This window comes from Erwinia sp. L03-1 (genome assembly GCF_058686115.1).
Genome location: NZ_CM178762.1, coordinates 1,303,240 through 1,317,833 on the forward strand (window position 1 = coordinate 1,303,240; position 14,594 = coordinate 1,317,833).

Here is a 14,594-nt window from a genome sequence, read left to right on the forward strand (position 1 = left end):
GTGAGCAAAATAATAATGTGGAAATGGTTACATCAACAGGGCAAGCCTGACCGGCTCTACGGGTTATGCGGCCGGCTGTTCCCCTGGTTTGCCGTATTGGGGGTTGCCTCGCTCGGTTTAGGCTGGATATGGGGCTTCGGCTTCGCGCCCGCCGACTATCAGCAGGGCGACAGCTACCGCATCATGTATATCCACGTGCCCGCCGCGATGTGGTCGATGGGCATCTACGCCTCAATGGCCATCGCCGCGTTTGTCGGTCTGGTATGGCAGTGGAAAATGGCCGACCTGACGGCAGCGGCGATGGCGCCGGTTGGCGCGGTGTTCACCTTTATTGCGCTGGTTACCGGTTCGGCCTGGGGAAAGCCGATGTGGGGCACCTGGTGGATCTGGGATGCACGGCTGACCTCCGAACTGGTACTGCTGTTTCTCTATATGGGCGTGATTGCCCTGTCGAATGCCTTTGACGATCGTCGTATGGCCGGGCGGGCCGCGGGAATTCTGATCCTGGTGGGCATGGTTAACCTGCCCATCATTCACTATTCAGTACAGTGGTGGAATACCCTGCACCAGGGCTCCTCCGGCATACTTCAGCAGGCCATTGACCCCAGTATGCGTACGCCGCTGCGCTGGTCGATTCTCGGTTATCTGCTGCTGTTTATCTCCCTGACGCTGATGCGTTTACGTAATCTGCTGCTCTTTACCGAGCGTCATCGCCCGTGGGTAGCTGACGTGGTGGCAAAAGGAGGGCAAAAACGATGACCCCCGCTTTTTCATCCTGGCCGGCGTTCTTCGCCATGGGCGGCTATGCCTTCTACGTCTGGCTGGCCGTTGCCTGTACCCTGCTCGCGCTGGGCGGGCTCGTGCTGCACACCCTGCTAAAGCGCCGCTGGCTGCTGGCCGATATTCGTAAGCGCCAGTCGCGCGAACGCCGCGTCCGTGCGGCAAAAAGTCAAAAAGCCGCCGGTGAAGCGGCAGGAGATCAACCGTGAATACCCGTCGTAAAAATCGCCTGATGGTGGTGGTGGCGATCCTGGTCGGCCTTGGACTTGCCACTTCGCTGGTGATGTACGCGCTGCGTTCCAACATCGACCTGTTTTATACCCCCAGTGAAATACTGAATGGGAAAGGAGAGGATCACAGCAAACCCGAACCGGGCCAGCGTCTGCGCGTTGGGGGAATGGTGATGCCAGGCAGCGTGAAGCGCGATCCGAATACGCTACAGGTCTCGTTCAAACTGTACGACGGTAACGGCGTGATTAGCGTGACCTACCTGGGGATCCTGCCCGACCTGTTCCGTGAAGGGCAGGGCGTGGTAGCACAGGGAGTGCTGGAGAAGGGCAACCTGGTGAATGCCAAAGAGGTGCTGGCGAAGCACGATGAGAAATACACGCCGCCGGAAATTGAGGATGCAATGAAAAAGAACCATAAAAGCCCGGCCACGGCCTGGCAGGCAGCCGCAGCGGAAGGCCAGTCATGATGCCGGAAATCGGCAGTTTCCTGCTCTGTCTGGCGCTGGCCCTTTCGCTGCTGCTGAGCATTTACCCCCTGTGGGGCGCGGCGCGTCAGGACGTCCGCCTTATGGGGCTGGCGCGGCCGCTCAGCTATGCGCTGTTCGCCTGCATTGCCGCCGCCTTTATGATTTTGGTTCATGCCTTCGTCGTAAATGATTTCAGCGTGGCCTACGTGGCGGCCAACTCCAACACGCTGCTGCCGGTTTACTACCGGGTGGCGGCCACCTGGGGGGCACACGAGGGGTCGCTGCTGCTGTGGCTGCTGCTGCTCAGTACCTGGACGCTGTTAGTCGCGCTGTTCAGCCGGACCATGCCGCAGGATGCTATCGCTCGCGTACTGGCGGTGATGGGGATGATCAACCTTGGCTTTCTGCTGTTTATCACCCTGACATCGAATCCCTTTACCCGCACGCTGCCTGATTTCCCCATTGACGGCAGCGACCTTAACCCGATGTTGCAGGATATCGGCCTGATCTTTCACCCGCCGCTGCTCTATATGGGCTACGTCGGCTTCTCGGTGGCGTTTGCCTTTGCTATCGCCTCGCTGATGGCGGGCAGGCTCGACACCGCCTGGGCGCGCTGGTCGCGTCCCTGGACCACCGCCGCGTGGGTATTTCTGACCATGGGCATTGTCCTGGGGTCGGCGTGGGCCTATTACGAACTGGGCTGGGGCGGCTGGTGGTTCTGGGATCCGGTGGAAAATGCCTCCTTTATGCCGTGGCTGGCCGGGACGGCACTGATCCACTCCCTGGCAGTGACCGAAAAGCGCGGCACCTTTAAGGCGTGGACCGTGCTGCTGGCCATTACCGCTTTTTCCCTTAGCCTGCTGGGCACCTTCCTGGTGCGATCCGGCGTGCTGATTTCGGTGCATTCCTTTGCCTCCGATCCCGCACGCGGCATGTTTATTCTCGCTTTCCTGGTGATCGTCATTGGCAGTTCACTCCTGCTCTACGCGATTAAGGGCAGCAAGGTGCGCAGCCGGGTGCAGAATGAAGTGTGGTCGCGCGAGTCATTCCTGCTCGGTAATAACGTGCTGCTGATCGCCGCGATGCTGGTGGTGCTGCTGGGAACGCTACTGCCGCTGGTGCATAAGCAGCTCGGACTGGGCAGCATTTCGATAGGGGAACCCTTCTTTAACAGCCTGTTTACCCTGCTGATGGCCCCGCTGGCCCTGATGCTCGGCGTGGGTCCGCTGGTGCGCTGGCGGCGTGACCAGCCGCAAAAGCTGTGGAAAAGGCTGGGCATTGCCGTGGCTGGTACGCTGGTGCTGTCGATTCTGCTGCCGTGGCTGATGCAGGATCGCATTGAGGCGATGGCCGTCGTCGGCCTGCTGATGGCGGTGTGGGTCATTTTCCTGACCCTGATGGAGCTGCACGAACGGGCGACGCATCGCCACCGCTTTTTTGCCGGGCTGCGTCATCTCTCCCGCAGCCACTGGGGCATGGTGCTCGGCCATCTTGGCGTGGCGGTCACCGTTATCGGTATCGCCTTCAGCCAGAACTACAGTGTGGAACGCGATGTGCGGATGCGGCCTGGCGATACCGTGGATATTCACGATTATCACTTCACCTTCCGCGATGTGCAGAAGATACAGGGGCCAAACTATACCGGCGGCGCGGGCATTATCGACGTAACCCGTCAGGGACATCACGAGGCGACGCTACAGGCGGAGAAACGCTACTACAGCGTGGCGCACACCATGATGACTGAAGCAGCGATTAGCGGCGGACTGACCCGCGATCTCTACGCTGCGCTGGGTGAAGAGCTGGATGACGGCTCCTGGGCGGTGCGCATCTATTACAAACCTTTTGTGCGCTGGATTTGGTTCGGCGGGGTATTTATGGCGGTTGGCGGCATTTTCTGCCTGCTCGACCCGCGCTATCGCTCACGCCGGAAGGCCGAAAGGGAGGCGACATGAATAAGAAGATACTTTACCTGCCGCTGGTGCTGTTTCTGCTGGTGGCCGCTGCGCTGATGTGGCAGCTGACGCGCAACGCCAACGGTGACGATCCCACGCTGCTGGAGTCCGCGCTGGTGGGCAAGCCGGTGCCGGTCTTTAAGCTGGAATCGCTTAACCAGCCGGGGAAAACCTACGATCGCACGGTGCTGACCGACGGTAAACCCGTGCTGCTTAACGTTTGGGCGACATGGTGTCCCACCTGCCGTGCAGAGCATCAGTATCTCAACGTGCTGGCCGCACAGGGCGTGCGGGTGGTGGGTCTGAACTATAAGGACGATCGCGGTAAGGCCATTAACTGGCTGAATACGCTGGGTAATCCTTATGCACTAAGCCTGTATGACGGTGACGGTATGCTGGGGCTGGATTTGGGCGTTTATGGTGCCCCCGAAACCTTTTTGATTGATGGCAAAGGAATTATCCGCTACCGCCACGCGGGGGATATGAATGCCGATGTCTGGGTGAAGGAAGTGAAGCCGCTTTGGGACAAATACAGCAGGGAAGGTGTATGAAACGTTTTTTACTGATCGTGATAAGCCTGGTTAGCCTGAGCGCGCTGGCCGGTAATATTGATACCTACCATTTCGCCTCGGTGGCACAGGAGCAGCAGTATCGCCATTTGACCGAATCGCTGCGCTGCCCGAAATGCCAGAACAACAGCATTGCCGACTCGAATGCGATGATCGCTGGCGACATGCGGCTGAAGGTTTACGAGCTGCTGCAGGCGGGGCAGAGCCCGGCGCAGGTTAAGCAGTATATGGTGGCCCGCTACGGCAACTTCGTGACCTACGACCCGCCGGTGATGCCGTCCACGCTGATCCTCTGGGCGGGCCCGGTGCTGTTTGTGATTATTGGCGCGCTGGTGATTATTCTGCGTAGCAGAAAGCGCCAGCTTATCGCCCCGCCACTGGATGATGCCGGGCAGAAGCGACTGGATGCGCTGTTGAAGAACAATGGGAAGCAATCATGAGTGCATTCTTACTAACCCTGCTGGTGCTGCTGATCGCGGCCTGCGGCCTGGTGCTGATTGCCGGTGGACGCAGGCATCCACCGCTGGCGGCGGAGCGCGATGCGCTAAATACGCGTTTTTACCGCCAGCGCCTGCGGGAGCTGGAAGAGGATGAAGCCCAGGGCGTGGTGGGTGAACGCGCGGAGATGATCCGTGAGCTGCAGCAAACGCTGCTGCTGGATATACCTGAGGATGAGCAGATCCACGCGCGCACCCTGAGCCGCTGGGTACTGCTGCCTGGGATCCTGTTGTTAATTGTCGTGACTCTGGGCTTTTATTTTAAAACCGGCGGCTTTGCGCAGGTGATGTCATGGCAGCAGGCACAGCTCGACCTGCCTGCGCTGCGCGCTCAGGTGATGGATCCTAAAGCCGAACCTCTGAGCATGGATCAGCTGGCGCGGCTCGGGCTGGGGATCCGCACCTCGTTGCAGAACGATCCCAGCAACGTGAATGACTGGCTGATGCTGGGGCGTATTGGCATGGTGCTGAATAACGCGGCCACGGCGACACAGGCTTTCCAGCACGCGATGCAGCTTGCGCCGGATAACCCCGAGGTCAAACTGAGCTATGCTGATGTCCTGACGCGGTCGCAGGATCCGCAGAATCTCCGCCAGGCGGCGCAGATGCTGAGTGAAATGGTTAAGCAGGACGGGACGAATCTGCGGATTCACAGTCTGTTAGCATTTAATGCTTTTGCCCGACAGGATTACGACCAGGCCATAGCAGAATGGCAAAAGATGTTACAATTGTTACCGGCTGACGATGAACGGTCGGACACAATACGGCGCAGCATTGAGCAGGCCCGCACCGATGCGGGCAGGCAGACAAGCCGACTGGCGCTCAACGTCACCCTGGCGCCGGAGGCAGAAAAAATGTTACCGGAAGGCGGAGTGTTGTATATTTCCGTTTCCGATGGTGTTTCTCCCGTCCCCGTGGCGGTAAAAAAAATGCCGTTAAGCCATTTTCCACTTACGCTGACGCTGGACGACAGCAATGCCATGATGCCGGAACGCCTGCTTTCCGCGCAGCATCAGGTTCTGGTTCGGGTGCGTATCTCACGCGATGGCAGTGCCAACCCACAGGCCGGAGACTGGTTCGGTACCAGCGCAGTAACGCCGTTTGACGGGCATCAGCAGCTGTCGATTGCGATTGATCGGCAGCAGAAGTAACCGCAGGCGTTTGACTACAGACTACAGGAAACGAGATATGAGCTACCGTGTGACGGGTATCGCGCTGGCGAGCGTACTGCTGATAGGGTGCGCCAGCTCCCAGACGGCGGATGAGCCGCAGGGACGATCCGATCCGCTGGAAGGGTTTAACCGGTCAATGTTTAACTTTAACTATAACGTTCTGGACCCTTATGTGGTGCGCCCCGTTGCCGTTGCGTGGCGTGATTACGTGCCGATCCCGGCACGTACCGGTCTGAGCAACTTCCTCGGCAACCTCAGTGAACCTTCCACGATGGTGAACTATTTTGTTGAGGGTAAGCCCTATAAAGCGATGATCCACTTCAACCGCTTCTTCCTGAATACCGTGCTGGGGCTGGGTGGATTTATCGACGTCGCGGGGATGGCTAATCCCAAACTTGCTAAGGAAGAGCCGCGCCGTTTCGGCAGCACGCTGGGTAACTATGGTGTGGGCTACGGGCCATACGTGGAAGTGCCCGGTTACGGCAGCTTCACTCCGCGTGAAGACGCCGGTGGACTGGTGGATGATCTCTACGCACCGCTTAGCTGGCTGACCTGGTGGTTGTCAGCAGGGAAGTGGGCGCTGGAAGGGGTAGAAACCCGAGCTCAGCTGCTGGACTCCGATGCGATCCTGCGCAACTCTAACGATCCTTACGCCTTCGTGCGCGCGGCATATTTCCAGCGCCACGATTTCCTGGCCAGCGACGGCAAGCTGATCCCGCAGGAAAATCCGAACGCCTCGGCGATTCAGGGCGATCTCAACGATATCGACGCTAACTAAACCCTCCCGCGCAGCGGCAGTGGAACGGCAGAGGAAACTCCCCGACCGTTCCTTGTCGCGCCCCTCTTGACGGATTGCCTGAACCGCGCATCGGTGAAGGTCCCACTTTAAATTGACGCGCGTTGAGCACAGGGAGCAGGGGAGAAGCGCGTTCTCCCCCCGACTGACTTCGTCTGCTGAAAGGTTAAATCAGAACTTGTAGTTAAAGTTTGCGCCGTACAGCCAGGCCCTGCCGGTAGAGTTGAAGGTGTAAGGTCCTTCTTCAACCGTGACGTGCTGGCCATGCATATAGGAGACGCCAACGTCGACAGAGGCATCCGGCGTGAAGGCGTAGGAGGCACCCGCGCTCAGCCACAGGCGATCCTGATCGGGAATGGAGATTGAACGCTTATCGGCAGGAACCGGGCTGTCATCAAAGGCAATACCGGTGCGGAACGTCCAGTTCTCGTCGTAGAAGTAGGAGGTGCCCAGCGCGATACGGTAAGCATCTTTGAAACCTTCATCTTTATAGAACAGCGTTTGGCCGCCGTTGCCGGTCGCTTTCAACTGCTGAAACTGGCTCCAGCTGGTATAAGCCAGACTGTAGTGGACGGCCCATTGCGGGGCGACTTTATGATAGCCGGAGACTTCCCACATTTCCGGCAAATCCAGGCTCAGCGAGCCGGGAATGGTATTGCCGTTGGTGCCGTAAGGCAGGCCGAGATTCAGCGCCTGATTAATGGGATTGAGATAGCCCGGCACGCTGCTCTTGTAGTCGCCATCAAAATCGACTTTCACTTCAGAACGATAGGTAAAGCCAAAGCGGTTATCCTTATCCACTTCATAAAGAATGCCTGCGTTCCAGCCATAGCCCCACTCATCCCCTTTTAAGCGGGCGATCTGCGTATCCGCAGGGAGTCCAAGCGCTGAACCGGTTTCACCCGCATAGCGCTCAATTTTGGCACGGGCATAAACGGCATCAAAGCCCACGCCGAAGCTGAAATGTTCATTCAGGCGATAAGCCGTGCTTAAATTAAGATTAACGGTCTGTAAATCGGTTTTACCGGCGTAGGGGCCTGCCGTGTAATCGCTATTATATTCCGTTGCCAGACCATAATTGGAGGTGGCGGAGGCGCCGAGCCACCAGCTATCGTTGAGCGGCTGAACATAATGAATATTCGGCACCCACTGGGTGGGGGCAATATTATTGGCATTCAGGCTGCGGCCCGTGGGGCTATTACCGTCAACCGAGACATCAGGGTCAATAAATACCGCACCGACGGAAAACATGGGCCGATCCATCAGCGCCATTGTGGCGGGATTACGGCTGGCAGAGGCGGCGGTATCCCCCATTGCGCCTTCACCAGAATAGGCGCGTCCCAGACCAATAGCGGAAAACTCGTTAAGCTGAAAGCCGGCTGCTGAAACGTTTGACGAGATAATTGCGACTGCCACCGCAAGAGAAGACTTATTAAACAGGGATTTATGGTTCATGACCACAACCTCATTATCGGGATTTTTTATTAAGCTCTGTTACATAACGTAACAGGGGATCGCGAATTGTAGGGGCTGATATACGGCTCACAAATCAGACCAGTGCCACAGTATAGGTCCGACCTGTGTCTAAGTAGCAATATTGTTTTATAGATATTGCAGAAATGATCATAAAAAAGAGATCTCTATTACAAATACCGCCGGATAACGTTTCAGGGCGCCTCAGTTTGCGTTAGATCAAATTTAACTGTGATATTCATCACTAAACGCCGTTAATTCAGGCTGGCGTCAGACAATCCTGAAAGAGAGGCGTAAACTCGGCGCAGACAATTAATTACGCGCTGCCCTGAGGCAGATAACTGGAGATCCTATGACGCATTCCATTAATAAATGCAGCGCCAATGAAACCGCGGCCTGCTGTTGTGTTGACGTTGGCACTATCATGGATAACACCGACTGCACGGCAAGCTGGAGTCAGCTGTATAACGATCAACAGCAGGCCGCGGCTATGCTGGCCCAGCTGACGGAAAAAGCCCGCAGCATTGAATCCGAACCCTGTGTTATCACCAGCCGCTATAGCGAAGCGCCAGAGGGCGTGCGCCTGGACGCAGACTTTACCTTTAGCTGCCAGGCTGAAACCATGATCTTCCAGCTCGGCCTGCGTTAAGTTCTTCGTGCCGGTGAGCCGCTGTCGCCTGCTCACCGGGGCACAAAGCGTGTGTTTCCTCTCATTTTTATCCCTCCCTCCGTGCACCTTGTAAAATCCTTGTTAACATTAGAGGTCTGACCTCTTTGGCAATGATGCCCGCGACCCTTTAACAGGTGATAAGAATGAGCAAAGCGCTACCTTTGCTAACGCGCAGCGGCGATCGCATCGCCATTACTCACGGATTACGCACTCCCTTTGCCCGGCAGGCGACCGCGCTTCACGGCATTCCGGCCGTGGCGCTGGGCCAGATGCTGATTAGCGAACTGCTCGCGCGCAGCGACTTTCCTCCTGAGGTAATTGAGCTGCTGGTTTTTGGTCAGGTGGTGCAGATGCCGGAGGCCCCCAACATTGCGCGGGAAATCGTCCTCGGCACCGGGATGAGCGTCCATACTGACGCCTGGAGCGTCAGCCGCGCCTGTGCGACCAGCTTTCAGGCGGTAGCCAGCGTCGCGGAAAGCCTGATGGTGGGGCATATTCAGGCGGGTATTGCGGGCGGAGCCGATTCCTCTTCGGTTCTGCCCATCGGCGTGAGCAAAAAGCTGGGCAGGGTGCTGGTGGACCTCAGCAAGGCCAGGCACTTTTCGCAAAAAATGAAGCTAATCAGCCAGCTCCGGCCGCGCGATTTGCTGCCCGTTCCTCCCGCCGTAGCGGAATACTCTACCGGACTGCGGATGGGCGATACCGCCGAACAGATGGCAAAAAGCCATGCGATTACCCGCGAGCAGCAGGATGCGCTGGCGCATCGCTCACATCAGCGAGCGGCGCAGGCATGGCAGGAGGGCAGGCTGAGCGGTGAGGTGATGACCGCCTGTGTACCGCCCTGGCACGCTCCGTTTGCGCAGGACAATAATGTGCGGTTGAATTCAAGCCTTGCGGATTATGCAAAGCTGCGGCCTGCTTTCGATCGCCGCCATGGCACGGTGACCGCCGCTAACAGCACGCCGCTCACCGACGGTGCCGCCGCGGTGGTACTGATGAGCGAATCGCGGGCAAAATCGCTGGGCATTACACCGCTTGGCTACCTGCGCAGCTATGCCTTTACCGCTATTGATGTGCGCCACGACATGCTACTGGGCCCGGCCTGGGCCTCACCGCTGGCGCTGGATCGCGCAGGCGTTACACTCGGCGATCTGACGCTGATTGATATGCACGAAGCCTTTGCCGCACAGACGCTGGCCAATTTAAAAATGTTTGCGGACCCGCGTTTTGCCCGCGATATTCTGAACAGACCCCAGGCGCTGGGGGAAGTGGATGACGAAAAATTCAACGTGCTGGGCGGATCGATTGCCTATGGTCACCCTTTTGCGGCGACCGGTGCGCGGATGATCACCCAGACGCTGAATGAGCTGCGCAGACGCGGAGGCGGCCTGGGCCTGGTCACCGCCTGTGCGGCCGGGGGCCTGGGTGCCGCAATGGTTTTGGAGGCAGAGTGATGGAAAATCCAACGGCGTTCACGCTAACCATGCGCACCGACAACGTGGCGGTGATCGCTCTGGACGTTCCCGGCGAGAAGGTGAATACGCTCAGGGCAGAGTTTGCCAGCCAAATCCGCGAGATTATTGCCCGTGCCCGCGAAAATCCACAGCTGGCCGGGATAGTACTTATTTCAGGTAAGCCGGACTCGTTTATCGCCGGGGCCGATATTGCAATGATCGCCGGATGTAAAACGGCGGGAGAGGCTGAAACGCTGGCGCGGGAAGGGCAAAAGGTGATGGCGGAGATTGCCGCGCTGCCGGTGCCGGTGGTGGCAGCGATCCACGGCGCCTGCCTTGGGGGCGGTCTTGAACTGGCGCTGGCCTGCAATCAGCGCGTCTGCACCCTGGATGATAAAACCCGTCTTGGCCTGCCGGAGGTTCAGCTGGGCCTGCTACCCGGATCGGGCGGCACGCAGCGGCTACCCCGGCTTGTCGGTACTTCCGCCGCGCTGGATCTGATCCTCAGCGGCAAAACTCTGCGTGCCCGTCAGGCGCTGAAAATGGGGCTGGTTGATGAGGTGGTGCCGCAGTCTGTCCTGCTGGATACGGCGGTAAATCGGGTATTGCAGGGGAGGACGCTGAAAAAAGCGCTGCCGCTGCGCCAGCGGCTGCTTAATGCGCCTGCCGGGCGGGCCTTACTTTTTGCCATCGCCGGCAGACAGATCCGGGCCAAAACCCGGGGTAACTATCCGGCCACCGACAAAATCCTCTCCGTGGTGCGTATCGGCCTGCAGCACGGCAGCGGTAGCGGCTATGAGGCGGAAGCCAAAGCCTTTGGTCAGCTGGCGATGACGCCGGAGTCCGCCGCGCTGCGCAGTATTTTCTTCGCCACCAGCGAAATGAAAAAGGAGCCGGGAGCGGACGCGCAGCCTTATGAGATCGGCAGAGTCGGCGTACTGGGCGGTGGGCTGATGGGCGGCGGGATCGCCCGCGTCGTGGCCTCGCGCGGCAGGCTGCCGGTGCGTATCAAAGATATCAACGGCGCGGGCATTAACCACGCGATGAAATACAGCTGGGATCGCCTGACGAAACAGGTCAGTCAGCGGCGAATCAGCCCGGCCGAGCGACAGCAGCAGATGGCGCTTATCACGGGCAGTACTGATTTCTCCGGGTTCTCCCGGCGTGACGTGGTGCTGGAGGCGGTGTTTGAAGCGCTGCCCCTGAAGCAGGAGATGGTGGCGGAGGTTGAGGCGCACTGCGGCCCGAAAACGGTATTTGCCTCGAATACCTCCTCTATTCCCATCGGCGATATCGCTGCCGGGGCGCAGCGGCCGGAAAACATTATTGGCCTGCACTTTTTCAGCCCGGTTGACAAAATGCCGCTGGTTGAGGTGATCCCGCATGCGGGGACCGGTGCCGAAACGGTTGCCACTACCGTCGCGCTGGCGAAAAAACTGGGCAAAACGCCAATTGTTGTGGCGGATCGCGCGGGTTTTTACGTTAACCGCATTCTGGCGCCCTATATAAATGAAGCGCTGCACTGCCTGCTGTCAGGAGAGCCGACAGAGGCGATAGATAACGCGCTGGTGCAGTTTGGCTTTCCGGTCGGCCCCATCCAGCTCCTTGATGAGGTAGGCATTGATATCGGTACGCATATTCTGCCCATTTTGACCGAGGCATGGGGAGAGCGTTTCAGCGCGCCCGCAGCGGTAGAGGCAATCCTGAATGACGATCGTAAAGGTCGAAAAAACGGCCGGGGCTTCTATCTGTATGACGGCCGCCGGTTGAGCAGAAAAAAACGGGCCGATCCCGACATCTACAGGCTGCTTAACCTCACCCCCCGGGCACACCTCAGCCCTGAAAATATTGCCCAGCGCTGCGTGATGATGATGCTGAATGAAGCGGCGAGGACGCTGGATGAACAGGTGATCCGTTCCCCCCGCGATGGCGATATCGGCGCCCTGTTTGGCGTCGGCTTTCCACCCTTCCTGGGGGGGCCTTTCCGCTACATGGACAGGCTCGGTGCGGAAGAGGTGGTGCGGACCCTGGAGCGGTTGACACAGGTGCACGGTGAGCGATTTACCCCCTGCGAACGGCTGCGCGAAATGGCCCTGAGTCGGGCAAAATTCTGGCCCGATGGGGAGGAATTAAATAGCTATGCCGATTCAGCGGGTTAGATTTTTGCTCTCAGAAGGGGGATAATGGGCCTATTCTGCAAAGCGCTCATTTAGTAAACAATCGGTTGACTCGCATTAAGGCATTAGGGTACAACACAGCGTTCATTCACAGAATGAAGAGTCGGAGAGCTGTGTTTTCCGGCGTTTTTGTTTAACAACAGCGGTGCATTATGCAAGTTTTCATTATGCGTCACGGCGACGCGGCGCTCGATGCGGCCAGTGATTCAGTAAGACCTCTCACTCATTGCGGCTGCGATGAGTCACGCCAGATGGCTGTCTGGCTCAATGACCAGAAGGTGGATATTGAGCGGGTGCTGGTGAGTCCCTATTTACGCGCTCAGCAAACGCTGGCGACGGTGCGCGAGGCGCTGCCGCTGCCGGACGGGCAGGATGTGTTGCCGGAGCTGACGCCTGGCGGCGATCCGGCGCTGGTCGCCTGCTACCTCCAGGCACTGGCAAAAGAGGGCGTGCACTCCGCGCTGGTTATCTCCCATCTGCCGCTGGTGGGCTATCTCGTCTCCGAGCTTTGTCCCCAGGAAGCACCGCCCATGTTCGCTACCTCAGCTATCGCCTCCATTGAATACAATGCAGATAAAGACTGCGGAACGCTTGTCTGGCAGGTTAGCCCATCCAAGCTGGCAAAAGCGATGTAGTCTTCGGCAGCCCAGCCCCGCGCCGCTCAGAGAAGTTCGGGCGGCTGCCACTCTTCGATCTCAATCAATACCAGCAGTGCGGCATCGCCGCCGAACATCTTTGGCGCCTGGTGAAAGGCTGTGACCATCGGATGCTGCGCCAGCCACAGCGGCGTCTGCTGCTTAAGCACGTGTTTACCATGCCCATGCATCACGCTGGCACAAAAGATGTGCTCGCGGCGGCAGGCGGCAATCAGCGCGCCCAGCTCTGATTTAGCCTGCTTCTGCGTCAGACCATGCAGATCCAGGAAAATCTCCGGCGTGTAATCACCCCGACGCAGCTTTTTCAGCTCGTAGTGGCTGACGTCGCTGCGTACATAACGTACCGGACCCTCTTCGGCCAGCAGCGGCTGGAACTCATCTGAAAAGTAGTGACTGGCGTCAATTTGCTCTGACAGCAGGCGCCGCTGTGGCACCTCGCTTATCTTTTTGCGCACCGGCTTATGGACGATCGTATCCTGGGCCAGCTGACGCGTTCCAGTCATCAGCCCACGAAACAGGGCCAGGTCCTCGGTGCTGAGAGGTTTATTTTTACTCATTTTCTGCCGTAATCCCGCTGAGTTGGACGCGGTTTATCCTGAATCCGCTGCAATAATACCTCCAGTCTACCTGACTTTTGCCATCTGAAAACAAATGTCAGCTTTTTCACGCTGCTGCGCTGAATTTAGCTGCGCTTCATGGCAAACTAGCGGCCAGAGAGTCGCCAGGCCTGTGGAGGGCACGTTGGACAAAATTTTCGTTGATGAGGCAGTCAGGGAACTGCACACCATTCAGGACATGCTGCGCTGGTCGGTCAGCCGCTTTTCCGCCGCCGGGATCTGGTATGGACACGGCACCGATAACCCGTGGGACGAAGCCGTCCAGCTGGTATTGCCGTCGCTTTATCTGCCGCTGGATATTCCGGAAGACATGCGCACTGCGCGGCTGACGACCAGCGAGCGTAATCTGATTGTTGAGCGCGTTATCCGCCGCATCAATGAGCGTATTCCGGTTGCTTATCTGACCAACAAAGCCTGGTTCTGCGGCCATGAATTTTACGTCGATGAGCGCGTACTGGTGCCCCGGTCACCGATTGGCGAACTGATCAATGCGCGTTTTGACGGGATCGTCACCGATGAACCGCAGCATATTCTGGATATGTGTACCGGCAGCGGCTGTCTGGCCATTGCCTGCGCCTATGCCTTCCCGCTGGCTGAGGTGGATGCGGTCGATATCTCTACCGATGCGCTGGCGGTGACCGAGCAGAATATTGACGCACACGGGATGATGCACAACGTGACGCCCATCCGTGCCGACCTGTTCCGGGAGCTGCCGAAAACGCCTTACGATCTGATTGTGACTAATCCGCCGTACGTGGATGAAGAGGACATGGACGATCTGCCCGATGAATACCGCCATGAGCCGGTACTGGGGCTGGCGGCGGGCCGCGATGGGTTGAAGCTGGCGCGTCGTATTCTGGCCAATGCGCCGGATTATCTGAGCGAAAAGGGCGTGCTGATTTGTGAAGTGGGCAACAGCATGGTGCATATGATTGAACAGTATCCCGATGTGCCTTTTACCTGGCTGGAGTTCACCAACGGCGGGGACGGCGTGTTTATGCTGACGCGGCAGCAAATTATCGACGCTGCGCACCATTTCAGCATGTTTAAAGATTAAAAACCCTATACAGCATTGATTAGGTAC

General features: G+C 58.1%; 15 protein-coding genes. 13 read left to right on the forward strand and 2 right to left on the reverse strand.

What is annotated here, in order from left to right:
* The first annotated feature begins 15 nt into the window (after nt 1–15).
* From AC4PCC_RS06065 to mlaA, 8 genes are read left to right on the forward strand one after another with little or no spacing between them, the layout of a single operon-like run.
* A complete protein-coding gene (locus tag AC4PCC_RS06065) occupies nt 16–759 on the forward strand; it encodes a heme ABC transporter permease (protein ID WP_492126742.1) in 744 nt (247 codons plus the stop codon).
* A complete protein-coding gene (gene ccmD, locus AC4PCC_RS06070) occupies nt 756–989 on the forward strand; it encodes a heme exporter protein CcmD (protein ID WP_492126743.1) in 234 nt (77 codons plus the stop codon). Before AC4PCC_RS06065 ends, ccmD begins: the two co-directional genes overlap by 4 nt.
* Nucleotides 986–1,477: a cytochrome c maturation protein CcmE gene (ccmE, locus tag AC4PCC_RS06075; RefSeq protein ID WP_492126744.1), complete on the forward strand. Its 492-nt coding sequence runs from the start codon at nt 986–988 to the stop codon at nt 1,475–1,477. Before ccmD ends, ccmE begins: the two co-directional genes overlap by 4 nt.
* Nucleotides 1,474–3,429 carry a heme lyase CcmF/NrfE family subunit gene (locus AC4PCC_RS06080; protein WP_492126745.1) on the forward strand — a complete coding sequence of 652 codons (1,956 nt, stop codon included), beginning with the start codon at nt 1,474–1,476 and terminating at the stop codon, nt 3,427–3,429. The genes ccmE and AC4PCC_RS06080 overlap by 4 nt, the downstream gene beginning before the upstream one ends.
* Nucleotides 3,426–3,980 (forward strand): DsbE family thiol:disulfide interchange protein, encoded by a 555-nt coding sequence (locus tag AC4PCC_RS06085; RefSeq protein ID WP_492126746.1) that lies wholly within the window; start codon nt 3,426–3,428, stop codon nt 3,978–3,980. Before AC4PCC_RS06080 ends, AC4PCC_RS06085 begins: the two co-directional genes overlap by 4 nt.
* On the forward strand, nt 3,977–4,438 hold the full coding sequence (locus AC4PCC_RS06090) for a cytochrome c-type biogenesis protein (protein ID WP_492126747.1): 462 nt from the start codon (nt 3,977–3,979) through the stop codon (nt 4,436–4,438). The genes AC4PCC_RS06085 and AC4PCC_RS06090 overlap by 4 nt, the downstream gene beginning before the upstream one ends.
* Entirely contained in the window at nt 4,435–5,646 is a 1,212-nt protein-coding gene (gene ccmI / locus AC4PCC_RS06095) for a c-type cytochrome biogenesis protein CcmI (protein ID WP_492126748.1), read from the forward strand. The genes AC4PCC_RS06090 and ccmI overlap by 4 nt, the downstream gene beginning before the upstream one ends.
* 37 nt (nt 5,647–5,683) lie before the next feature.
* Nucleotides 5,684–6,445, forward strand: coding sequence for a phospholipid-binding lipoprotein MlaA (mlaA, locus tag AC4PCC_RS06100; RefSeq protein WP_067705789.1), 762 nt, complete (start codon nt 5,684–5,686; stop codon nt 6,443–6,445).
* Nucleotides 6,446–6,634: 189 nt separating this feature from the next.
* Here the strand turns inward: mlaA and fadL are convergent, their stop codons facing one another.
* On the reverse strand, nt 6,635–7,918 hold the full coding sequence (fadL, locus tag AC4PCC_RS06105) for a long-chain fatty acid transporter FadL (RefSeq protein ID WP_492126749.1): 1,284 nt from the start codon (nt 7,916–7,918) through the stop codon (nt 6,635–6,637).
* A 370-nt stretch (nt 7,919–8,288) separates the two neighbouring features.
* Between fadL and AC4PCC_RS06110 the strand changes: the two genes are divergently transcribed.
* The 4 genes from AC4PCC_RS06110 to sixA all read left to right on the forward strand — a co-directional run bounded on the left by AC4PCC_RS06110 (nt 8,289) and on the right by sixA (nt 12,872).
* A complete protein-coding gene (locus AC4PCC_RS06110) occupies nt 8,289–8,585 on the forward strand; it encodes a YfcZ/YiiS family protein (RefSeq protein WP_345828404.1) in 297 nt (98 codons plus the stop codon).
* Between the two features lie 164 nt (nt 8,586–8,749).
* Nucleotides 8,750–10,060, forward strand: a complete 1,311-nt coding sequence (fadI, locus tag AC4PCC_RS06115; RefSeq protein ID WP_492126750.1) for an acetyl-CoA C-acyltransferase FadI — start codon at nt 8,750–8,752, stop codon at nt 10,058–10,060.
* Nucleotides 10,060–12,219, forward strand: coding sequence for a fatty acid oxidation complex subunit alpha FadJ (gene fadJ, locus AC4PCC_RS06120; RefSeq protein WP_492126751.1), 2,160 nt, complete (start codon nt 10,060–10,062; stop codon nt 12,217–12,219). The genes fadI and fadJ overlap by 1 nt, the downstream gene beginning before the upstream one ends.
* Nucleotides 12,220–12,389: 170 nt before the next feature.
* Nucleotides 12,390–12,872, forward strand: coding sequence for a phosphohistidine phosphatase SixA (sixA, locus tag AC4PCC_RS06125; RefSeq protein WP_073981000.1), 483 nt, complete (start codon nt 12,390–12,392; stop codon nt 12,870–12,872).
* A 26-nt stretch (nt 12,873–12,898) separates the two neighbouring features.
* Here sixA and smrB read toward each other — a convergent pair whose 3' ends face one another.
* Nucleotides 12,899–13,450 carry an endonuclease SmrB gene (gene smrB, locus AC4PCC_RS06130; RefSeq protein WP_345828401.1) on the reverse strand — a complete coding sequence of 184 codons (552 nt, stop codon included), beginning with the start codon at nt 13,448–13,450 and terminating at the stop codon, nt 12,899–12,901.
* A gap of 184 nt (nt 13,451–13,634) precedes the next feature.
* On the opposite strand from smrB, the gene prmB reads away from it, so the two are divergent.
* On the forward strand, nt 13,635–14,567 hold the full coding sequence (gene prmB, locus AC4PCC_RS06135) for a 50S ribosomal protein L3 N(5)-glutamine methyltransferase (protein WP_492126752.1): 933 nt from the start codon (nt 13,635–13,637) through the stop codon (nt 14,565–14,567).
* Nucleotides 14,568–14,594: the final 27 nt, after the last annotated feature.